Origin of the sequence: Pseudonocardia sp. NPDC049154, assembly GCF_040648315.1 — a bacterium.
Taxonomy (GTDB): Bacteria; Actinomycetota; Actinomycetes; order Mycobacteriales; family Pseudonocardiaceae; genus Pseudonocardia.
The window spans coordinates 15,202-35,694 of the sequence record NZ_JBEZDN010000038.1 but is presented as its reverse complement, the minus strand read 5'-3'; the positions used below and the strand labels follow the sequence as shown (position 1 = coordinate 35,694).

At 73.6% G+C, this 20,493-nt stretch carries 19 protein-coding genes; 13 read left to right on the top strand and 6 right to left on the bottom strand.

Annotated features, from left to right (window positions below; all coding sequences use genetic code 11):
* The first annotated feature begins 68 nt into the window (after positions 1 to 68).
* The 3 genes from AB0B41_RS19535 (at position 69) to AB0B41_RS19525 (ending at position 5,481) form a co-directional block, all read left to right on the top strand.
* Positions 69 to 1,760: a ribonuclease J gene (locus tag AB0B41_RS19535; protein ID WP_358205147.1), complete on the top strand. Its 1,692-nt coding sequence runs from the start codon at positions 69 to 71 to the stop codon at positions 1,758 to 1,760.
* An 88-nt stretch (positions 1,761 to 1,848) separates the two neighbouring features.
* Positions 1,849 to 4,428, top strand: coding sequence for a DNA translocase FtsK 4TM domain-containing protein (locus AB0B41_RS19530; protein ID WP_358205089.1), 2,580 nt, complete (start codon positions 1,849 to 1,851; stop codon positions 4,426 to 4,428).
* 240 nt (positions 4,429 to 4,668) lie between these two features.
* Entirely contained in the window at positions 4,669 to 5,481 is an 813-nt protein-coding gene (locus AB0B41_RS19525; RefSeq protein ID WP_358205087.1) for a YceI family protein, read from the top strand.
* Here the strand turns inward: AB0B41_RS19525 and AB0B41_RS19520 are convergent.
* The 4 genes from AB0B41_RS19520 to AB0B41_RS19505 all read right to left on the bottom strand — a co-directional run bounded on the left by AB0B41_RS19520 (position 5,447) and on the right by AB0B41_RS19505 (position 8,417).
* Positions 5,447 to 5,941 (bottom strand): tRNA (cytidine(34)-2'-O)-methyltransferase, encoded by a 495-nt coding sequence (locus AB0B41_RS19520; RefSeq protein WP_358205085.1) that lies wholly within the window; start codon positions 5,939 to 5,941, stop codon positions 5,447 to 5,449. The genes AB0B41_RS19525 and AB0B41_RS19520 overlap by 35 nt on opposite strands.
* 43 nt (positions 5,942 to 5,984) lie before the next feature.
* Complete coding sequence (locus AB0B41_RS19515; protein WP_358205082.1) at positions 5,985 to 6,815, bottom strand: helix-turn-helix transcriptional regulator; 831 nt, start codon at positions 6,813 to 6,815, stop codon at positions 5,985 to 5,987.
* 215 nt (positions 6,816 to 7,030) lie between these two features.
* The gene (locus AB0B41_RS19510; protein WP_358205081.1) at positions 7,031 to 7,729 is read right to left on the bottom strand and encodes an ankyrin repeat domain-containing protein; all 699 of its coding nucleotides are present in this window, start codon (positions 7,727 to 7,729) and stop codon (positions 7,031 to 7,033) included.
* A gap of 190 nt (positions 7,730 to 7,919) precedes the next feature.
* Positions 7,920 to 8,417: an amino-acid N-acetyltransferase gene (locus AB0B41_RS19505; RefSeq protein ID WP_358205079.1), complete on the bottom strand. Its 498-nt coding sequence runs from the start codon at positions 8,415 to 8,417 to the stop codon at positions 7,920 to 7,922.
* A gap of 46 nt (positions 8,418 to 8,463) precedes the next feature.
* On the opposite strand from AB0B41_RS19505, the gene rimO reads away from it, so the two are divergent.
* The 4 genes from rimO (at position 8,464) to AB0B41_RS19485 (ending at position 12,230) form a co-directional block, all read left to right on the top strand.
* The gene (gene rimO / locus AB0B41_RS19500; protein WP_358205075.1) at positions 8,464 to 9,939 is read left to right on the top strand and encodes a 30S ribosomal protein S12 methylthiotransferase RimO; all 1,476 of its coding nucleotides are present in this window, start codon (positions 8,464 to 8,466) and stop codon (positions 9,937 to 9,939) included.
* A gap of 25 nt (positions 9,940 to 9,964) precedes the next feature.
* A complete protein-coding gene (gene pgsA, locus AB0B41_RS19495) occupies positions 9,965 to 10,600 on the top strand; it encodes a CDP-diacylglycerol--glycerol-3-phosphate 3-phosphatidyltransferase (RefSeq protein WP_358205074.1) in 636 nt (211 codons plus the stop codon).
* A gap of 146 nt (positions 10,601 to 10,746) precedes the next feature.
* The gene (locus AB0B41_RS19490; RefSeq protein WP_358205072.1) at positions 10,747 to 11,121 is read left to right on the top strand and encodes a helix-turn-helix transcriptional regulator; all 375 of its coding nucleotides are present in this window, start codon (positions 10,747 to 10,749) and stop codon (positions 11,119 to 11,121) included.
* Positions 11,122 to 11,414: 293 nt separating this feature from the next.
* Complete coding sequence (locus AB0B41_RS19485; protein ID WP_358205070.1) at positions 11,415 to 12,230, top strand: PspA/IM30 family protein; 816 nt, start codon at positions 11,415 to 11,417, stop codon at positions 12,228 to 12,230.
* 66 nt (positions 12,231 to 12,296) lie between these two features.
* Here the strand turns inward: AB0B41_RS19485 and AB0B41_RS19480 are convergent, their stop codons facing one another.
* Entirely contained in the window at positions 12,297 to 13,130 is an 834-nt protein-coding gene (locus tag AB0B41_RS19480; protein WP_358205068.1) for a DNA-formamidopyrimidine glycosylase family protein, read from the bottom strand.
* 73 nt (positions 13,131 to 13,203) lie between these two features.
* On the opposite strand from AB0B41_RS19480, the gene AB0B41_RS19475 reads away from it, so the two are divergent.
* The 4 genes from AB0B41_RS19475 (at position 13,204) to AB0B41_RS19460 (ending at position 16,308) form a co-directional block, all read left to right on the top strand.
* On the top strand, positions 13,204 to 13,506 hold the full coding sequence (locus AB0B41_RS19475; RefSeq protein WP_358205065.1) for a DUF6412 domain-containing protein: 303 nt from the start codon (positions 13,204 to 13,206) through the stop codon (positions 13,504 to 13,506).
* Positions 13,507 to 13,585: 79 nt separating this feature from the next.
* On the top strand, positions 13,586 to 14,509 hold the full coding sequence (gene yidC, locus AB0B41_RS19470) for a membrane protein insertase YidC (RefSeq protein ID WP_358205063.1): 924 nt from the start codon (positions 13,586 to 13,588) through the stop codon (positions 14,507 to 14,509).
* A gap of 10 nt (positions 14,510 to 14,519) precedes the next feature.
* On the top strand, positions 14,520 to 14,969 hold the full coding sequence (locus AB0B41_RS19465; RefSeq protein WP_358205061.1) for a hypothetical protein: 450 nt from the start codon (positions 14,520 to 14,522) through the stop codon (positions 14,967 to 14,969).
* Between the two features lie 115 nt (positions 14,970 to 15,084).
* Positions 15,085 to 16,308 (top strand): Ig-like domain-containing protein, encoded by a 1,224-nt coding sequence (locus AB0B41_RS19460; RefSeq protein ID WP_358205058.1) that lies wholly within the window; start codon positions 15,085 to 15,087, stop codon positions 16,306 to 16,308.
* Here the strand turns inward: AB0B41_RS19460 and AB0B41_RS19455 are convergent.
* Complete coding sequence (locus AB0B41_RS19455) at positions 16,254 to 18,185, bottom strand: NAD(P)/FAD-dependent oxidoreductase (RefSeq protein ID WP_358205056.1); 1,932 nt, start codon at positions 18,183 to 18,185, stop codon at positions 16,254 to 16,256. The genes AB0B41_RS19460 and AB0B41_RS19455 overlap by 55 nt on opposite strands.
* A gap of 138 nt (positions 18,186 to 18,323) precedes the next feature.
* On the opposite strand from AB0B41_RS19455, the gene AB0B41_RS19450 reads away from it, so the two are divergent.
* A complete protein-coding gene (locus tag AB0B41_RS19450; RefSeq protein ID WP_358205054.1) occupies positions 18,324 to 18,962 on the top strand; it encodes a nitroreductase family protein in 639 nt (212 codons plus the stop codon).
* On the top strand, positions 18,959 to 20,488 hold the full coding sequence (locus AB0B41_RS19445; RefSeq protein WP_358205052.1) for a class I adenylate-forming enzyme family protein: 1,530 nt from the start codon (positions 18,959 to 18,961) through the stop codon (positions 20,486 to 20,488). The genes AB0B41_RS19450 and AB0B41_RS19445 overlap by 4 nt, the downstream gene beginning before the upstream one ends.
* The last annotated feature ends 5 nt before the right edge of the window (positions 20,489 to 20,493 follow it).

Here is a 20,493-nt window from a genome sequence, read left to right as displayed (position 1 = left end):
GCAACGACCGTCGCCGCCGATCGGGACGCCGGGAGCGCGGTCCCGAGCGGCCGCCGCAGCCACCGGAGATCACCAACCCGACCGAGCTGCCCGCCGGGCCGCCGCCCGCACTGCCCGAGGGCGGCCTGCGGGTGTACGCCCTCGGCGGCATCGGTGAGATCGGCCGCAACATGACGGTCTTCGAGTACGGGGACCGGCTCATGGTCGTCGACTGCGGGGTGCTGTTCCCGTCCGAGGACTCGCCCGGCGTCGACCTGATCCTCCCGGACTTCCGCGCGATCGAGCACCGGCTCGACGACATCGACGTCCTCGTGCTCACCCACGGTCACGAGGACCACATCGGGGCCGTCCCGTTCCTGCTCCGGCAGAAGCCGGACCTGCTCGTCGTCGGGTCGCGCTTCACGCTCGCCCTGGTCGCCGCCAAGTGCAAGGAGCACCACCTCACCCCGCACCTGCTGGAGGTGAAGGAGGGCGACCGGCTGCACCACGGGCCGTGGGACTGCGAGTACTTCGCGGTCAACCACTCGATCCCCGACGCGCTGGCCGTCGCCATCCGCACCCCCGCGGGCCTGGTCCTGCACACCGGCGACATCAAGCTCGACCAGCTCCCGCTGGACGACCGGCTCACCGACCTCGCCGGCTTCTCGCGCCTCGGCGACGAGGGCGTGGACCTGTTCGTGGTCGACTCCACGAACGCGGACGTCCCCGGATTCGTCACGCCGGAGCGCGAGATCGGCCCGGTGATCTCGGACGTCTTCGCCAAGGCCCCGTCACGGATCATCGTGGCCTGCTTCGCGAGCCACGTGCACCGGGTGCAGCAGGTGCTCGACGCCGCCGCGGAGCACGGCCGCAAGGTCTGCTTCGCCGGCCGCTCGATGGTCCGCAACATGGGCCTGGCGGGCGAGCTGGACCTGCTCACCATGCCGGAGGGCCTGCTCGTCGACCTCGACGAGGCCATGCGGCTGCCCGACGAGCAGCTGGTCCTGATCTCCACCGGGTCGCAGGGCGAGCCGCTCTCGGCGCTGTCCCGGATGGCCCGTGGCGACCACCGCAGCGTCGTGATCCGCCCGGACGACACGGTGATCCTGGCCAGCTCGCTGATCCCGGGCAACGAGACCGCGGTCTTCGCGGTGATCAACGGCCTGACCCGGCTCGGCGCCAAGGTCGTGCACCAGGGCAACGCGAAGGTGCACGTGTCCGGGCACTCGCCGGCCGGTGAGCTGCTGTTCCTCTACAACGCGGTGCGGCCGTCGAACGTCATGCCGGCGCACGGGGAGTGGCGGCACCTGCGCGCCAACAAGGCGCTCGCGGTGGCGACCGGGGTGCCCGAGGAGAACGTCGTGATCGCCGAGGACGGCGTGGTCGTCGACATCGTCGACGGCAAGGCGGCGATCACCGGGCGGGTCGAGGTGGGCCGTGTGTACGTCGACGGGAACCTCGTCGGCGACGTCGGCGAGGGCGTGCTCTCGGACCGGCTGGTGCTCGGCGAGGGCGGCTTCATCTCGATCACCGTCGCGATCGACGCGCAGACCGGCCGCGCCGTCTCCCGTCCGACCTTGTCCGGCCGCGGGTTCTCCGACGACCCGAAGGCGCTCGACGCCGTCCTGCCGCTGGTCGAGGACGAGCTCTCCCGCACCGAGAACGACGGGATCACCGACACGCACCGGGTCGCCCAGTCCGTTCGCCGGGTGGTCGGGAAGTGGGTGGGGGAGACCTACCGCCGCCGTCCCATGATCGTGCCGACGGTCATCGCGGTCTGAGCCGGCGCCCCGGCGCCCGGTCTGTGAGCCGGGTCCGGGGGTGCGTCGGTCACCGGTTTCGTCGGCCTCCGCGGCTACCGTGGGCGACATGGCAGGACGAGGGACGGCCGGGCGGGCCGCGGACGGGGCGGGCCTGCGGGCCGCGGCCGGATCGGGTCGGAGCTCGCGGTCGTCCTCGTCGTCGCGCTCGCGGTCGTCCACCTCCCGCTCGCGCGGCTCGTCGTCGTCGCGGTCCCGCACGCCCGCGAAGCGCGCGCCCGCCCGCCGCCAGCCGGACCTGATCGACAAGGGGATCGACGCCGTCGGCCGCGGCGTCGTCCGGATGACCAAGTCGGCGGGGCGCGCCGCCGGGCGGACGCGCGAGATCGACCCCGCGCACCGCCGGGACGGGCTCGGCGTGCTGTTCATCGTGCTCGCGGTGATCTCCGCCGCGGGGATCTGGTGGGAGGCCGGCGGCCCGGTCGGCCGTGGCTTCTCCGCCGGCGTCGAGGCCGTGTTCGGCATCGCCGGCGTGTTGCTGCCGGTGATCCTGCTGGCCGTCGGCGTCGTGCTGATGACCACGCCCGCGCACCCCGAGGCACGGCCGCGGATCGCCGTCGGCACGCTGCTGCTGGCCCTGGGCGTGCTCGGGCTGGTGCACCTGTTCTCCGGCTCGCCGGACGAGCCGGGGCAGTGGGCCTCCGGCGGCGGCGCGATCGGATACGTCGCGGCCACCCCGCTGGCGAGCGGGCTCACCGCGTGGGTCGCGGTGCCGATCCTGCTGCTCGTCAGCTTCTACGCGTTCCTGGTGCTCACGGCCACGCCCGTGCGCGAGGTGCCCAACCGCGTGCGCCGGCTGCTCGGCCACCCGGAGATCCATCCCGAGGGCGAGGAGGACGAGGCGCCCCTCGCCGAGGAGGAGCCCACCGCCGAGGCCCCGCCGGCGCGCCGCCGCCCGGCCCGCCGCAGGCAGGCGACGAGCGCCGAGGCGTTCAAGGACGACACCGCCGGCGCCGCGGACGCCGCGGGCGACACGCCCCCGGCGGAGCCGGAGGAGGAGTACGTCCCGGTCGCGCCCAAGCCGAAGGCGAAGCGCCCGGACCCGGCCTCCATCGTGGCGACGCCCCCCGCGGAGGCCGCGCCCGCCGAGGGCGAGCAGATGTCGATGGCGATCCGCGAGCCCGTCGGCGAGGGCGCGTACACGTTGCCGCCGGCGGACCTGCTCGAGACCGGCCCCGCGCCGAAGGTCCGCTCCGCGGCGAACGACGAGATGATCGAGCGCATCACCGGGGTGCTCGACCAGTTCAACGTCGACGCCCAGGTCACCGGCTTCACCCGCGGCCCGACGGTCACGCGCTACGAGATCGAGCTGGGCCCGGCCGTGAAGGTCGAGAAGATCACCCAGCTGTCGAAGAACATCGCCTACGCGGTGGCCACGGACAACGTCCGCATCCTCGCCCCGATCCCGGGCAAGTCCGCGGTCGGCATCGAGGTGCCCAACTCCGACCGCGAGATGGTCCGGCTCGGCGACGTGCTGCGCTCCGGCACGGCGCGCAACGAGCAGCACCCCATGGTCATCGGCCTGGGCAAGGACATCGAGGGCCACTTCCTCTGCGCGAACCTGGCGAAGATGCCGCACCTGCTGGTCGCGGGGTCCACCGGTTCCGGCAAGTCGAGCTTCGTCAACTCGATGCTCGTCTCGCTGCTCTCCCGGGCCACGCCCGAGGAGGTCCGGATGATCCTCGTCGACCCCAAGATGGTCGAGCTCACGCCGTACGAGGGCATCCCGCACCTGATCACGCCCATCATCACCCAGCCGAAGAAGGCGGCGTCCGCGCTGGCCTGGCTGGTGGAGGAGATGGAGCAGCGCTACCAGGACATGCAGGCCAACCGCGTCCGGCACATCGACGACTTCAACCGCAAGGTCCGCACCGGCGAGATCACCGCGCCCCTGGGCAGCGAGCGGGAGTACCGGCCCTACCCGTACATCCTCTGCATCGTCGACGAGCTGGCCGACCTGATGATGACCGCCCCGCGGGACGTCGAGGACGCGATCGTCCGCATCACGCAGAAGGCCCGCGCCGCCGGCATCCATCTCGTCCTGGCGACCCAGCGGCCGTCGGTCGACGTGGTCACCGGCCTGATCAAGACGAACGTGCCGTCCCGGCTCGCGTTCGCCACGTCGTCGCTCACGGACTCGCGGGTCATCCTCGACCAGCCGGGCGCCGAGAAGCTGATCGGCATGGGCGACGGGCTCTACCTGCCCATGGGCGCCAGCAAGCCGATCCGCATGCAGGGCGCCTACATCTCGGACGAGGAGATCGCCGAGGTCGTCGGGTTCACCAAGGAGCAGGCCGAGCCGACCTACACCGAGGGCGTCACGGCGGCGAAGCAGGGCGAGGCCAAGGAGATCGACCCGGACATCGGGGACGACCTCGAGGTCCTCATCCAGGCCGCCGAGCTCATCGTGACCTCGCAGTTCGGCTCGACGTCGATGCTCCAGCGAAAGCTGCGCGTCGGGTTCGCCAAGGCGGGCCGGTTGATGGACCTGCTCGAGACGCGCGGGATCGTCGGGCCGTCCGAGGGCTCGAAGGCGCGGGACGTGCTCGTCAAGCCCGAGGAGCTCGAGAACGTGATCTGGCTGCTGCGCGGCGGGGGCGGCGACGCGCCCACCGAGGACGATGATTGAACCTTCTACCAGCAGGAACTGACCCGGCGGTGGTCGTTCGGCTCCGCTGAGCAGCCGTTCGGCGTGCGGCCGTGTGGGGGCGTTCACAAGAGGGCCGTCGGCGTCACCGGTTCGTGACCTTTTCTGCCAGAGTGTTCGGCGGCCCGTGCCCGGGCCGTCTCCTCGTCGGAAGGTCATGGAGTGTTCTGGAGCAAGCGTGGGAAGGGTGCACGCCGGTCGGACACCGGTCGGAACGCGCTCGTGCCGATCCCGCTCACCGGTGGTCTGCTGAGCGGGCAGGTCCAGGACGGCGAGGGGCGGCCGCTGGCCGGAGCGCAGGTCTCGGTCCTCGACCGCGCCAGCACGCAGATCGTCAACGCCGACACCGACCCCTTCGGCTACTTCACCGCTGCGCTCGTCCCCGGGCAGTACCGGGTGCGCGCCGAGGCCGGCGGCTACCGGGGCAACGGCACCACGGTCGAGGTCGAGTGGGGCAAGCACGCCGAGGTCGGCGCGCTGACGCTCGCTCCGGACCAGTCGCTCACCCCGCCGCCGCCCGGCATCTACGACATCGACCCGGACCACTCGTCCGTCCGGTTCATCGCCCGGCACATCGGCATGTCGCGGGTCTACGGCCGCTTCAACCGCTTCCGCGGGCAGATCCGCATCGCCGAGCCCTTCGAGGACTCGGCCGTCGACGTCGTGATCGACGCCGTCAGCGTCGACACCAACGTCGAGGCCCGGGACACCCACCTGCGGTCGCCGGACTTCCTCGACGTCGAGCGCTTCCCGCAGCTGCGCTTCTCCAGCACCCGGTTCCGCCGTGGCCCCGGCAACCGCTGGATCGTCGACGGCGACCTCACGCTGCACGGCCTGACCAGCGACGTCCAGCTCGACGTCACCTTCCTCGGCATGGAGGAGTGGAACGGCCGGCGCGCCGGCGCCGTCGCCACCGCCGAGCTGCACCGCGAGCACTTCACGCTCAACTGGCAGCAGATGGTCAACCGCGGCGTGCCCGTCGTCGGCTCGACGATCGAGATCAACCTCGACGTGCAGGCGGTCGTGCAGCAGTAGCCGCGCCCGCGAACGCGTGCTGGCGCCAGGCCTCGTAGACCGCGACGGCCGCGGCGTTGGCGAGGTTCAGCGAGCGGGACCCGGGGACCATGGGGAGCCGGATCCGCGCGCTGACCTGCGGCGCGTGGGCGACGTCGGTGGGCAGCCCGGTCGACTCCGAGCCGAAGAGCAGGACGTCGCCGGGCTCGTAGGCGACATCGGAGTAGTCGCGGTCCGCGCCCGTCGTGAACGCGTACACGCGGGCGGGCGCCACCGCGGCCCACAGGTCGTCGATCGTGCGGTGCACCCGGAGCTCGGCCAGCTCGTGGTAGTCGAGGCCGGCGCGCCGGACGTGGCGCTCGTCGAGCGCGAAGCCCAGCGGCTCCACCAGGTGCAGCTCGGCGCCGGTGTTGGCCGCGAGCCGGATAGCGCTGCCGGTGTTGGGCGGGATCTCGGGGGCGTGGAAGGCGATCCGGAACACGCGCCCTTCGTAGCAGGCGGCGTGCGGTCGTGGCGGAACCGGATCAGCCGTCGGGTCTCTCGGCCAGCCACTCGGTCGCCGTGAGCCCGGCGAGCTCGCGGAAGTCCCGGGCGAGGTGGGCCTGGTCGGCGTAGCCGCAGACCGCGGCCGTGTCGGCGAGTGCCGGACGCGCGGGACCACGCAGCAGGTCGCAGGCCCGCTCGAACCGGATCACCCGGGCGGCCGACTTGGGGGAGAGGCCGATCTCGTCGCGGAACCGCAGGGCCAGGTGCCGGCGACTCCAGCCGACCTCGCGGGCGAGCTCCTCGATCCGCAGCGTGCCGCCGGTCCCCGCCAGCCGGTCCCAGGCGCGCGCGACCTCCGGGCGCGGGTCCGGGCGGCGGGCGTCGGCGGCGAGCCGGGTGAGCGCGGCGTCGAGCAGCGCGAACCGGCTCGCCCAGGTCGGGGCCTCCGCGAGGCGCTCGACGAGGACGTCGGCGCGCCGGCCGAGGAGGTCGCCGAGCCCGACGACGTCGCCGGCCAGGGCGCTCGCCGGGGCTCCGAGCAGGGTGCGCGCGCCGAGCCAGGTCAGCCGCAGCTGCAGGCCGGTCTGCGCGGGCCCCGTGGCGATCACGGCGGGCCGGTCGTGCAACCCGCCGACCATGCCGCGGAACGAGCCGGGGGACCGGGCGGGATCGGGCGTGCGCAGGACGTCGACGAGGCCGTCGAGGCACAGCAGGAAGGTCAGGTGCCCTCCCGGGACGCCCATGTGCGTGCCGGGCTCCGTCGCGGGCGTGCGGTAGCCGCTGTAGAGGTCGACGAGCGGGCGCAGCGCCGGAGCCGGCCGCGCCCACACCAGCTCCGAGCCGCCCCCGGGGCGGGTCGGATCGGTCACGGTCCGAGGGTATCGCCGCAGCTCAGCGCCCCGCACCCCACGAGCCGCACTGCAGCCCCCCGCAAGTCGCGCTGCAGCCCCCGCGAGTCGGCAGTTTCAGCACCGCGAGTCGCGAGTTCCAGCACCGCGAGTCGCGAGTTCCAGCACCGCGAGTCGCGAGTTCCAGCACCGCGAGTCGGCAGTTCCGGCAGCGCGAGTCGCGAGCTACTGCCCGCTCATCCCAGCTCCGCGGCCCGGTGGGCGCCGTGCCGCCGCAGCCAGGCGACGAGCGCCCCGGCCCCGGCGCGCTCGGCGGCGTCGAGCGGGGTGAGCCGCTCCCACGGCGGCAGCACGTCCGGGTCGGCGCCGCGGTCCAGCAGGTACTCGGCCGCGTCGAGGCTCCCGCCGTGGCAGGCGTACCAGAACGCGACGTCGACGTCGTCGGGCCGCGGCGGGTGCTCCTCGTACTCGGCGACGAGGAGGTCGACCATGCCGAGCGCGGCGGCCTCGGCGGGGCGGGGCGTTGCACCCCGCTCGACGAGCCGGCGCGCCGCGGCCTGCTGCCCGAACGCGACGGCGTCGGAGAGCGGTGTGCCGTCGGCGAACACCGCGCCGTCGGCGTCGATCGCGGCGCCGGCGTCGAGCAGGGCGTCGAGCAGGGGGACGTCGTCGTTGCTGGCGGCCCAGTGCAGGGCGGTCTCGCGGTGCGCGCCGACGAACCGGGCGTCGACGTCCGCGCCCGCCGCCACGAGCATCCGCGCCATCTCGGGCCCGGCCGGGCGGTTCCCGGGCCAGTCTGCGACGACGTGCAGCAGGGTCCGCGCGCCATCGGGCCGGGCGGTGGCGAGGCCGGGCTCGGCGGCGAGCAGGCGGCGCAGCGCTGCCGCGTCGCCGGCCCGGATCGCGGCGACGGCCTGCTCCTCGGCCTCGGTCATGCGGGCGATCCTGCCCGCCGGTCTCCCCACATGTGCATCTCGAACGCTCAGAACTCCCGACTCGCGGTGCTGGAACTCGCGACTCGCGGTGCTGGAGCTCGCGACTCGCGGTGCTGGAGCTCGCGACTCGCGGTGCTGGAGCTCGCGACTCGCGGTGCTGGAGCTCGCGACTCGCGGGAGATCCCGGGCGCTACAGGGCCAGCATCATGCGGACGTTGCCGAGGGTGTTGGGCTTGACGTGGGCGAGGTCTAGGAACTCCGCGACCCCGGCGTCGTAGGAACGCAGCATCGCGTTGAACACCTCCTGCGACACGGGGGTGCCGTCGATCTCGGCGAACCCGTGCCGGGCGAAGAAGTGCCGCTCGAAGGTGAGCACGAACAGCCGCTTGAGCCCCAGCTCACGGGCCCCGTCGATGAGTGCGGAGACGATCGCGTGCCCCGCCCCGCGGCCGAGCACCTTGGGGTGCACCGCGACCGTGCGGATCTCGCCGAGGTCCTCCCACAGCACGTGCAGCGCGCCGCACCCGACGACCTCGCCGTCGATCTCCGCGACCAGGAACTCCTGCACCGCCTCGTAGAGGGTGACGATCTCCTTGGCGAGCAGCACCTTGCCCGCGTAGTTGTCCACGAGGGACTTGATCGTCGTCACGTCGGCGGTGCGCGCCCGCCGGACGGCCACCGCTGCCATGGCGGTGGAGCGTAGATCATGCGAGCTGCCGTCTACCCTGTGACTCGTGAGTTCCCGAGACGCCGCGCCCCGCCGGGCCGCCCTGCTGACACTGGGCTGCGCCCGCAACGAGGTCGACTCCGAGGAGCTCGCCGGCCGGCTGACCGGCAGCGGCTGGGAGCTGGCCGAGGCCGACGAGGCGGACGTGATCGTGGTGAACACGTGCGGTTTCGTCGAACAGGCCAAGAAGGACTCGATCGACACGCTGCTGTCGGCATCGGACGTGGCGAAGGGCCGCGGCGCCAAGGTGGTCGCGGTCGGCTGCATGGCCGAGCGGTACGGCAAGGAGCTGGCCGACAGCCTCCCGGAGGCCGACGCCGTGCTGGGCTTCGACGCCTACCCGGACCTCGCCGAGCGCCTGGGGGACGTGGTCGCGGGGCACACCCCCACCCCCCACGTGCCCGTCGACCGCCGGACCCTGCTCCCGATCTCGCCGGTGCAGCGCCCGGAGGCGAGCGTCGACGTCGCGATCCCGGGTCACGCCTGGGTCCCCGACATCGCGCGCCGCCGGCTGAGCACGGGCCCGGTCGCGAGCCTGAAGCTGGCCTCGGGCTGCGACCGCCGCTGCGCGTTCTGCGCCATCCCCTCCTTCCGCGGCTCGTTCGTGTCGCGCCACCCGGACGAGGTGCTGGCCGAGGCCGCATGGCTCGCCCGAAACGGGGTACGGGAGCTCGTGCTGGTCAGCGAGAACTCGACGTCGTACGGGAAGGACCTCCCGGGCGGCACCCGGGCGCTGGTCGACCTGCTGCCGCGGCTCGCCGCCATCCCCGGGATCGAGCGCGTGCGGGTCAGCTACCTGCAGCCCGCCGAGACCCGCCCCGACCTGCTGCAGGTCGTCGCGGCCACGGACGGGGTCGCGCCCTACTTCGACCTGTCCTTCCAGCACGCGTCGAACCCGGTCCTGCGGCGGATGCGCCGCTTCGGCTCCCGCACCGACTTCCTCGACCTCTGCGCGCGCATCCGCGCGGTCGCGCCCGAGGCGGGCATCCGCAGCAACGTGATCGTCGGGTTCCCCGGCGAGACCGAGGAGGACCTCGCCGAGCTGGAGGCGTTCCTGACGGGCGCCCGGCTCGACGCCGTGGGCGTGTTCGGCTACTCGGACGAGGAGGGCACCGAGGCGGCCGGCTACGACGGCAAGATCGACCCGGCGGAGGTTGCCGCGCGCGTCGAGCGGATCTCCGCGCTGGTCGACGAGCTGATGACCCAGCGGGCCGAGGAGCGGATCGGCACCGAGGTCGTCGTGCTGGTGGAGACGGCCGAGTCGGAGACCGAGGACGCCGCCGGCCGCGCCGCGCACCAGGCCCCTGAGGTCGACGGCGAGTGCGTGTTCGTCTCCGGCGAGCTCGACGGCGAGCCCCTCGAGGTGGGCGCGTTCGTGCGGGCCGAGGTGGTCGACTCCGAGGGTGCGGACCTCGTCGTCGAGGCCCGCGAGGTCGTGGTCCCGGCGGCCGCCGGCCTCGTGACCGCGGGAACGGCGGGATGAGCGCCGCGGGCGGCGGGGGAGCGCGATGAGCGCGGTCCCGGCCGAGGAGCCCGTCGCCTCGCCGGAGAACGCGGTCCCGCTGCTGAACCTCGCCAACGTGCTCACCGGCGTGCGGCTGGTGCTCGTCCCCTTCTTCCTGCTCGCCCTGCTGCACCTCGACGGCACGGACCTGGCCTGGCGGCTCGTCGCGGCCCTGCTGTTCGCCGTCGCCGCGATCACCGACCGGTTCGACGGCGAGATCGCGCGCAAGCGGGGGCTGGTCACCTCGTTCGGCAAGATCGCCGACCCGATCGCCGACAAGGCGCTGATGGGCGCAGCCCTGGTCGGGCTGTCGGTGCTGGGGCTGCTGCCCTGGTGGGTCACCGTCGTGATCATGGGTCGCGAGATCGGCGTGACGCTGCTGCGCTTCTGGGTGATCCGGCACGGGGTGATCCCGGCGAGCAAGGGCGGGAAGCTGAAGACGCTCGTGCAGACCTTCGCGATCGGCGTCTACGTGCTGCCGCTGACGCTCCTGCTGCCCACGATGGCCGGGGCGGTCGAGGTCGTCCGGTGGACGCTGATGGCCGTGGCGATCGTGCTCACCGTGGTGACCGGCCTGGACTACGTGGTGCGGGCGGTCCGGCTGCGCGCCGCGGCCCGGGCGGCGCTGCGCCGCGCCTGACGGGGCACGCGCGGCCGGGGCTGTTCGCCCACGGCGGACGTGTCGGGCGCCGCGCTGCGGCGACGCGGGCGGCCAGGACTCGGTACGGTGGGGGCACCCCGTCCCCCGGACGGGGTTGCTCGGGGTCCGACGAGGAGGGTGGGCGCATGGCTCTGCTGCTGCGTGAGGCGATCGGTGGCAGCCTTCGGCGTGCCCGCACCCTGCGGAAGCGCACCCTGCGCGACGTCTCCCGCGCGGCGCGGGTCAGCCTCGGCTACCTCTCGGAGGTCGAGCGCGGCCGCAAGGAGCCCTCGAGCGAGTTGCTCGCGTCGATCTGCGAGGCGCTCGACGTCGCGCTGCCGGACCTGCTCGCCGAGGTCATCAGCGAGATGACGCGGGACGAGCGGCTGGAGTTCGTCGGCCGCAACGAGACCCTGGTCCCGATCGGGCAGCGGCACACCGACCTGCGCCTGGCCCCGGTGCGCACGGGCGCCCCGCTCGGCGGCAACCGCCCCGGCACCCCGGTCGCCTCCGCGGCCTGAACGGGCGCCGGGTTCCCGGCCGCCTGAGATCCGCCTGTGGGTGGCGTGCGCCCACTCCTGTCCGGTTCGTCCGATCTCCCCGTACCGCCGCGCCCGGGCCCGGTAGCCTGGGACCCGGGTCGCCCCGAGGGCGGCCTCCGGACGATCCCCGATATCGTCCGCACGCGGTGGCACCCGAGGCCGTGGCGATGCCACGATGGGCGCAAGAGCACCGCTCGGCGGTCGCGGGGGGACACACGCGGGCCGCTCGGTGGAGGCGGTACCCGGTTCGCACTCGGAGGTAGGCGGAGCAGATGGCCAACGGTTTCACGAAGGCCTGGAAGTACCTGATGGCCCTGTTCTCGTCGAAGGTCGACGAGTACGCGGACCCGAAGGTGCAGATCCAGCAGGCCATCGAGGACGCACAGCGCCAGCACCAGGCGCTCTCGCAGCAGGCGGCGGCCGTCATCGGCAACCAGCGCCAGCTGGAGATGAAGCTCAACCGGCAGCTGGGGGAGATCGAGAAGCTGCAGGCGTCGGCGCGTCAGGCGCTGGTCCTCGCCGACCAGGCGCGGGCCCAGGGCGACGAGCAGAAGGCGCAGCAGTACGAGCAGGCCGCGCAGGCCACGGCCACCCAGCTGGTCACGGCCGAGCAGTCGGTCGAGGACCTCAAGACCCTGCACGACCAGTCGATCGGCGCCGCTGCGCAGGCCAAGCAGGCCGTGGAGCGCAACTCGATGATGCTGCAGCAGAAGATCGCCGAGCGCACGAAGCTGCTCAGCCAGCTCGAGCAGGCGAAGATGCAGGAGCAGGCCGCGGCCTCGCTGCGGCAGATGACCGAGCTCTCGGCGCCGGGCAACACGCCGTCGCTGGAGGAGGTCCGGGACAAGATCGAGCGGCGCTACGCCAACGCGATCGGCTCGGCGGAGCTGGCGCAGAACTCGGTCCAGGGCCGGATGCTCGAGGTCCAGCAGGCGACCGTCGACATGGCGGGCGCCAACCGGCTCGAGCAGATCCGCGCGTCGATGGCGGGCACCCCGATCTCCGGGTCGGAGGAGAAGCCGACCCAGCAGATCCCGGCGGCCCCGCAGAGCGCCCCGCAGGGGCAGCAGCAGCCCGGCACCGCCTGACGATCCCGTCCGGACGCCGCCCCTCCCGCGCGGGAGGGGCGGCGTCCGTCGTTCTCGGCGTCGTTCTCAGCGCCGGAGCGGGCGGCGGGCGCGGGTCGGCCGCGGCGCGGGGCCGGGCTGGCAGCGCGGGCACCAGTAGGAGAGCCGGGCGTAGACGCCGTCGCCCTGCTCGGCGACCCGGATTCGGGTGCCGCAGCGGCGGCAGGGCCGGCCGCCGCGCTCGAAGACCCAGTGCGCCTCGGTGGGGTGCAGCGAGCCGGTGGTCGTCTGCTCCGGTCGGTCGGCGTTGTTCAGCAGGAGCGTGCGGGCCAGCGCGACGACGCCGGGCAGGTCCGGGGTGTCCCGCACGAGCGTCCACGGCGAGAGCCCGAGCAGGAAGCAGATCTCGGTCTTGTAGAGGTTGCCGACGCCGGCCATGACCCGCTGCTCCAGCAGCGCCAGGCCCAGCTCGTGGTCGGCGCGGGCGGCGAGCCTGCGCAGCGCCTCGGCCTCCTGTTCCGGCCCCCAGGCCGGGTCGAGCAGGTCGGGGCCGAGATGCCCGACGAGCCGGGACTCCTCCGCGGTCGGCAGCAGCTCGAGGTCGTGCAGCGCGAACCCCACGGCCACCCGCTCGGGCACCTCCAGCACCGCGCGGGCCTCGTAGCCGGGCCGCCGCCACCGCATACCGGGGCGGTAGAGGTGCCACGCGCCGTCCATGCGGAAGTGGCTGTGCAGGCTCCGGCCGTCGTCGAACCGCGTGAACAGGTGCTTGCCCACCGACGCGACGCCGACGACGCCGAGGCCCGCCAGGTCGACGCCCGCGAGCCGGGGGTGCCGGATCTCGCCGCGCAGCAGGACGTGCCCGGTGAGCGCCCCGTTCAGACGCTTCCCGGCCAGGTAGACGGTGTCGCCCTCGGGCACCCCCCGACGCTACCGCCGCGGCCCCGCCCCCGCGCCCCGCCCGGCGGGGCGCCCGCTGTGCCACCATGGTCCCGTGACCGGCGGAGCGGGGAGGCGCAGCGGACTGCTGCTGCTCGGGCTGCTCCTCACCGGCTGGGCCCTCGTCGCTGCCGAGCCGAGCGTGCTGCTCGGCGTCGTCGGTGCCGCGCTCTGGGCGATGGGGCTGGCGCGGCACGCATCCGCCGTCCTGCGGGCGGCCTCGGCCCGCGGCCCCGCGGCGGTCCGCCGGCACGGGCACCGCCGCGCCTCCCGCTCGCGGGTCCTCCGCCAGCTCGACCCGGACGCCCCGGGTCGCACGCGCGCACGCGCACCGTCGGGTCTCCTCCCGGCGGTGTAGTTCCCACTTCGCACCGCCGGGCTCTCGCCTGTCCCGAGAACCCGACTCCCTCCCGGCCCCGGGAGGTGGAGGTGTGGAAGTGCTCGACTTCCTGTACTACCCCGTGTCCGCGGTCATGTGGTTCTGGCACCAGGCGTTCGGCCTGGTCCTGGGCCCGAGCAGCGGCGTGGCGTGGGCCCTGTCCGTGGTGTTCCTGGTCCTGACCCTGCGTGCCCTGATGATCAGGCCGGTGCTGAGCCAGATGCGCTCCGCCCAGCGCATGCGGCGGATCGCCCCGCAGCTCGCCGAGCTCAGGAAGCGGCACGGCGGTGACAAGCAGAAGCTCGCCGAGGAGACGATGAAGCTCCACCGGGAGCACGGCGTCTCGCCGCTCGGCTCGTTGCTGCCGATGCTCGTGCAGATCCCGGTGTTCGTCGCGCTGCTGCACGTGCTGCGCTACTTCAACCGGCCCGGCCTGACGTTCGACCAGAACGCCGCGATCCCGAACTACGTCTTCGGCCCGGACGAGGTGCGGTCCTTCCTGGAGGCCCGGCTGTTCGGGGCGCCCCTGTCCGCCTACGTCTCGATGCCGCAGGGCCTGCTGGACTCGTTCGGCGCGCCCGTCGACCGGATCTCGGTGATCGCCGTCGCGGTGCCGCTGATGCTGCTCGCGGCCGTCGCGACGCATGTCACCGCGCGGCGGTCCCTGCGGCAGCAGCCGGCGACGGACCCGCAGACGGCCCAGATCGCCGGCATGATGAGGCTGACCCCGTGGATCTTCCCGCTCGGAGCGATCGCCGGCGGCCTGTTCTTCCCGTTCCCGGTCGCGATCCTCGTCTACTGGCTGACCAGCAACGCGTGGACGCTCGGGCAGCAGCACGTGATCGGCCGGATCGTCGAGCGCGAGCAGCCGCCGGTCCCGGTCCGTGCACCGGCCCGCACCCCGGCCGTCGCCCCGCGACCGGGGCAGAAGCCGATCCGCAAACCTGGGGCGACGGCGGCCCGGGCGCCGCGGGGCGCCTAGGGTCGGCCGGGTGAGCACGTTCCGAACCGCCCGCCTGGCGGCCGTGGTGGCTGTGGCCCTCGCCGCGCTGGCGGGGTGCGGCGAGTCGACCACCCCTGCGGCGAGCTCGGGCGACGACGGGGCGCCCAGCCTGACCCTGCCCGCCCTGCGGACCAAGCTCGCCTCGATCTCCCTCGACGAGTGCGCCACCGAGCCGGCCGAGCAGATCTACCCGGACTGCGCGCGCTTCGTCCGGGAGGTGCAGAACGTGGTGCCCGCCGCGCGGGCCGAGGCGGGGGAGGTGGCCTCGCCGGAGGCGCTGACGAAGGCGGCCGACGCCGTCGACGGGGCGGTCAACCGGTTCACCCAGGACCAGTGCATCCCCGTCGGCGCCCCGCCCGGCCCGGCGTCGGCGTGCGGGCCCGACCTGGCCTCGATGCAGGAGGCGCTCCGGGCGCTCGTCGCCGCCGTCGGCCGGTGATCTGTCCGCTTCGTCACCTGCGAAAACGCCCGATCGGGACGTTCACGTACCGCTGCCGGGTGGTGGTGCTCACGTCGCCAGAATGTTCCGCGGTCGACGGCGGAGGACGGTGGGGATGAAGGTGACGCGACGGTGGGGCTCCACCGCGCTGGGGGTCGCGACCGCGGTCGCGCTCGGTCTGGGGGTCCTCGTGGGCAGCCACCCGAGCGCCGCGGCCGGCGCGTTCGGGGCGGACGGGCTCGCCCCCGTCGCCGGGCTGCCGACGGTCGACGCCGCGCCCGCCCCCGTCGTGCACATCACGCCGGACCAGGGCACGCCGCTCAACCCGACCCAGCCGATCACCGTGAGCGTCGCGGACGGCACCGCGCAGGCCGTGCACGTCACGAACACGGCGACCGGCAAGGCCGTCGACGGGACCCTCGCGCCCGACGGCCACACCTGGACCTCCACCGGGGACCTCGCCTACTCGGCCACCTACGCCGTGGCAGTCGACACGCTCGACCGCGACCGGGCGCCCGGCCACACGGACGGCACCGTCGCGACCGTCGACCCCAAGGCCGAGGCCTACCCGTCGTTCATCCCGGCGCCGAACTCGGTGCCGACGGTCGGCGTCGGTCAGCCTGTCGTGGTGCGGTTCGACCACGCGATCACCGACCGCGCGGCCGCCGAGAAGGCGCTCACGGTGACCTCCAGCCCCGCGCAGACCGGCAGCTGGTACTGGATCTCCGACACCGAGGTGCACTACCGGCCGCAGCAGTACTGGAAGCCGGGCACCACGCTGAGCGTCAAGGCCGACCTCTACGGCGTGGACCTCGGCGCCGGCACCTACGGCTCCACAGACCGGACCATGACGGTGAAGGTGCACGACGCCTGGGTCGCCAAGGCCGACGGCGCCGCCGAGCAGATGCAGATCTTCGACAACGGTCAGCTGGTCAAGACGATGAACATCAGCCTCGGCTCGCCCGGCTTCCCCTCGCACACCGGCCCGCACGTCATCTCGGACAAGCAGCCGTCGATCATCATGGACTCCTGCACCTACGGTGTGTGCCAGGGCCAGCCCGGCTACTACCGGGAGAAGGTCGACCTCGACGAGCGGATCTCCAACGACGGCGAGTTCGTGCACTCCGCACCGTGGTCCGTCGGGCAGCAGGGCAGCTCCAACGTGTCGCACGGCTGCGTCAACCTCGCGCCGGCCGACGCCCAGTGGTTCTTCGACCACTTCGGCATCGGCGACGTCGTCGAGATCACCAACTCGGGCGGGCCGCCGCTGCCGGTCTACGACACCTACGGGGACTGGGAGCTGAGCTGGGCGGACTGGAAGGCCGGCTCGGCCCTGTAGTCGCGCAGGTCGGGCTCGCGGGTCATCCGCCAGTAGTCGACGATCCGCCACGGGAGCGCGGAGACCACGCGCCCGGCGGCGTTGCGGTACCAGTTCCGCATCCCGGGGTGGGTCCAGATCATGGCCTCGTGCGCCTCGTCGTGGCGCCGCACGTAGTCCGCCTCCACCTCCGGCCGCACCTCGACCGTGCCGATGCCCCGCTCGGCCATCGTGACCAGCAGGTCCACGATGTACCGGACCTGGCACTCGGCGATGGTGATGTAGCTGCCGCCGTGCCCGAGGACGGTGCCCGGGCCGCAGGTCAGGAACAGGTTCGGGAAGTCCGGCACGGTGATGCCGAGGTGGGCGTGCGCGTCCTCCCGACCCCAGACCTCGTCGATCCGCCGGCCGGAGCGCCCGCGGACCTCGATCGGCCACAGCACCCGGTGCGTGTGGAAGCCCGTCGCGAGCACCACCACGTCGGCCTCGACCTCGGTCCCGTCGGCGCCGCGGACCCCGGTCTCCGTCACCTCGGCCACGGCCTCGGCGAGCAGGGTGACGTCCTCCCGCCGCAGGGCCGCGAACCAGCCGTTGTCCAGCAGCATCCGCTTGCCGAAGGGCGGGTAGTCCGGCAACGCCTTCTCGACGAGATCGGGCCGGCCCGCCAGCTCGGCCTCCAGGTACCGGGTGAACACGCGCCGGTGGCCGTCGTTGAGGGCGTTGACCGAGCGCTCGGGGTGCTCCCAGGCCGGGTCCTTCTGCAGCCCGGGGTGCACCCGGTCGTTGGTGTTCCAGGCGAGCCGGGTGCGGTACCAGAGCCGGTAGTAGGGCACGTTCTCCACGAGGTACCGGGCGCCCTCGGGCACGGGGGAGAAGTAGACCTCGTTGGGTGCGACCCACTGCGGCGAGCGCTGGAAGACGGTCAGGTGCGCCACCCGCTCGGCGACGGCGGGCACGACCTGCATCGCGCTCGCCCCCGTGCCGATCACCACGACCCGCTTCCCGGTCAGGTCGATGTCGGCGGGCCACTCGGCGGTGTGGAAGAGCGGCCCGCGGAAGCGGTCCAGGCCGGGGATCGGCGGGATCTTCGGCCGGTTGAGCTGGCCGGTCGCGGTGATCACGACCTCGGCGGTGAGCTCCTCGCCGGGCGCCGTCCGGACCGTCCAGCGCCCGTCCGTCCAGGTCGCGGCCACGACCTCGGTGCCGAACCGGACCCGCTCGCGCAGGTCGTGCCGGTCCGCGACCGCGCGCAGGTACTCCCACACCTCGTCGCGCTTGCCGAAGTGGGTGGTCCAGTCGCGGGGCGCGAAGGAGTACGAGTACAGGTGGCTCGGGGTGTCGACGCCCGCGCCCGGGTAGGCGTTCTCCAGCCAGGTGCCACCGACGTCGGCGTTCTTCTCCAGGACGACGTGCTCGATCCCGGCCTCGGCCAGCCGGATCGAGGCGAGCATCCCGGACACCCCGGCGCCGATCACGATCGCCCGCGGGGCGCCCTCGGGGGCCCGGCGCACCTCGACCGGGGCGAAGCCCATGTCCTCGGCGGTCATCTCGGCGTACTCGAGCGGTACGTCCTCGCCGACGGCCACGCTCATGATCTCGGCGAGCGCCTCGCCCGTCGGCGTCGGCACGGCGACCGGCGCCCCGTCGGCCCAGGCGCACACGGCGTCGGCCACGGCGGCCCGGATCTCGGCCCGGATCTCCGGCGGGAAGCCGCCCGGGTCGTTGTCCTCCATCCCGCGGCTGCGGGTGGGGCGGTAGGGCTCGGCGAGCCAGCGCCGGTCGCCGGTCAGCTGGTACAGCACCGCGACCAGCGACGGGAGGTTCGCCTGTTCCAGGGCCGCGACCAGCGCGGCACGGTCGATCGGCGCGCGCTCCGGCGCGAACGGCACGAATCCCATCGGCGGACCTCCTCGTCGGCGGGAGCCTAACCGTGGTTAGGCGGATGGGGAAGGTCGTGCGGCGCCGAGGGCCTTGACGGGTGTCGAGGACCACTCCATGCTCCCCACCGACACCTAACCGTGGACAGGGAGACAGCGATGGAGCTGACCGAGGCGATGCGCACGACCGGCACCTGCCGGTACTTCACCCCGGACCCCGTGCCCGACGAGGTGCTCCACCGCGCGTTCGACGCCGCCCGCTTCGGCCCGCAGGGCGGCAACCGGCAGCCGCTGCGCTGGGTCGTGGTCCGCGACCCGGAGCGCAAGCGCGCGCTCGCCGATCTCTACCTGCCGCCGTGGAAGGCCTACCTGGCCGGCGTCGGGATCGGCGACGTCCGTGTCGGGGCCGTGCCCAAGACCGTCGCCGACGCCGACCACTTCGCCGAGCACCTCGCCGACGCCCCCGCGATCGTGGTGGTCTGCGCCGAGCTCGACGGGCTGCACCCCACCGACCACGAGCTCGGCCGGTTGTCCGTGGTCGGCGGCGCGTCGATCTACCCGGTCATGCAGAACTTCTGCCTGGCGCTGCGCGACCAGGGCGTCGCGTCCGCCGTCACCACGCTGCTCTGCCACTCCGAGCCCGAGGTGCGCAAGCTGCTCGACATCCCGGACGGGATCATCACCGCCGCGCACGTCGCGATCGGCTACCCGGCCAAGGGCTTCCCGCGCAGGCTCAGCCGCGGACCGGTCGAGGACACCGTCTTCGCCGACACCTACGGCTCCCCGCTGTTCGTATGAGCCTCGCCGACCAGTACACCCGCCCGCTGGCCCGCGCCACGATCGGCGACCAGCTGCGGCGGCACGCCCGCACCCGGCCCGCGGCGGTCGCCGTCGTCGGGTACACCGCGGACGGGGCCCGCTCCGAGACCACGTACGCCGAGCTGGACCGCCGGGCGAACCGGTACGCGCGCCTGCTGCGCGGGCTCGGGGTCGGCCGCGGGGACGTCGTCGCGTCGATGGCGCCCAACTCCGTCGACGTCGTGGCCGCGTACCACGGGGCGCTCAAGCTCGGCGCGGCGTTCACCGGGATCAACCCGCTGCACCGCGCCCCGGAGGTCGCGCACCAGCTCGGGCACGCCGAGCCCCGGGTCGTGCTGGCCGCGCCGGCGTTCGCCGAGCCCGTCGGGAGCGTGCTGCCCGCCGGGACGGCGCTGGTCGCGTACGGCACGGAACTGCCCGCGGAGGACACCGAACCCGAGGCCGAGGTCGACGAGCACGACGTCGCGATGCTCGTCTACACCTCCGGCACCGAGGCCGCGCCCAAGGGCGTGCTGATCCCGCACCGCAACTACCTGATCTCGACGGCGCCGGCGTGGAGCTGGGGCCTGCGCACCGGGCCGGACGACACCTGGCTGTTCGTGATGCCCTTCCACACGATCGCCGGGCTCGGCTCGATGACCACGCTGACGCTCATGGGCGCCACGTTGGTGCTGCCCGCGACCACCGACCCGGCCCGCTCGCTGGAGATCATCGCCCGGGAGCGCGTCACGGTGATCGCGCAGACCCCGACCTTCTACCTGGCCCTCGCCGGCCAGGCCGGGTTCGGCGCCGACGCCGTCGGTGCCGTCCGGCGGTGCATGACCTACGGCGGCCAGGTCGCCCCGCACGCGATCTCGGCCTGGGCCGCGGCTGCACCCGGCGTCGTCTGGGGGACGTACTGGGGTCAGTCGGAGCTGTCCCAGCTCGGCACCGTGGGCTGGTTCCGCACGCTCGACGACGTCCCGGACCACGACCCGACCTGGATCGGCACCCCGGTCTCGCACCTGGAGGTCCGGGTCGTCGACGCCGAGGGGAACGACGCCGAGGTCGGCGAGCTGCTGTGCCGCACGCCGTCGGTCATGCTCGGCTACCACCGCGACCCCGCGCGGACCGCCGAGGTCATGGTCGACGACTGGGTGCACACCGGCGACATGGTCCGGGTCGACGCCGCGGGCAACCTCTTCTTCCGCGACCGGCTCAAGGACGTGATCAAGTCCGGCGGGATGAACGTGTCCTCGCAGGAGGTCGAGCGGGTGCTGCACGAGCACCCCGGCGTGCTGCGGGCGGCGGTCGTCGGGAAGCCGGACGAGTACTGGTCCGAGGCGGTCACGGCGTTCCTGATCCCGCAGGAGGGCGTGAGCGTCGACCCGGACGAGGTGATCGCCTTCTGCAAGGAGCGGATGGCCGGCTACAAGGTGCCCAAGGCGGTGCACGTGGTGGCCGAGCTGCCCGTCGACCCGCAGGGCAAGATCCTCAAGCGCGAGCTGCGGAAGGTGCCCGTGTGAGGGGT

Coding starts and splice junctions, on each gene's coding strand:
- AB0B41_RS19530 (WP_358205089.1), top strand. CDS start 1,849: ATGGCAGGACGAGGGACGGCCGGGCGGGCCGCGGACGGGGCGGGCCTG.
- AB0B41_RS19510 (WP_358205081.1), bottom strand. CDS start 7,729: ATGACCGAGGCCGAGGAGCAGGCCGTCGCCGCGATCCGGGCCGGCGAC.
- AB0B41_RS19505 (WP_358205079.1), bottom strand. CDS start 8,417: ATGGCAGCGGTGGCCGTCCGGCGGGCGCGCACCGCCGACGTGACGACG.
- pgsA (WP_358205074.1), top strand. CDS start 9,965: ATGAGCGCGGTCCCGGCCGAGGAGCCCGTCGCCTCGCCGGAGAACGCG.
- AB0B41_RS19490 (WP_358205072.1), top strand. CDS start 10,747: ATGGCTCTGCTGCTGCGTGAGGCGATCGGTGGCAGCCTTCGGCGTGCC.
- AB0B41_RS19485 (WP_358205070.1), top strand. CDS start 11,415: ATGGCCAACGGTTTCACGAAGGCCTGGAAGTACCTGATGGCCCTGTTC.
- AB0B41_RS19460 (WP_358205058.1), top strand. CDS start 15,085: ATGAAGGTGACGCGACGGTGGGGCTCCACCGCGCTGGGGGTCGCGACC.
- AB0B41_RS19455 (WP_358205056.1), bottom strand. CDS start 18,185: ATGGGATTCGTGCCGTTCGCGCCGGAGCGCGCGCCGATCGACCGTGCC.
- AB0B41_RS19450 (WP_358205054.1), top strand. CDS start 18,324: ATGGAGCTGACCGAGGCGATGCGCACGACCGGCACCTGCCGGTACTTC.
- AB0B41_RS19445 (WP_358205052.1), top strand. CDS start 18,959: ATGAGCCTCGCCGACCAGTACACCCGCCCGCTGGCCCGCGCCACGATC.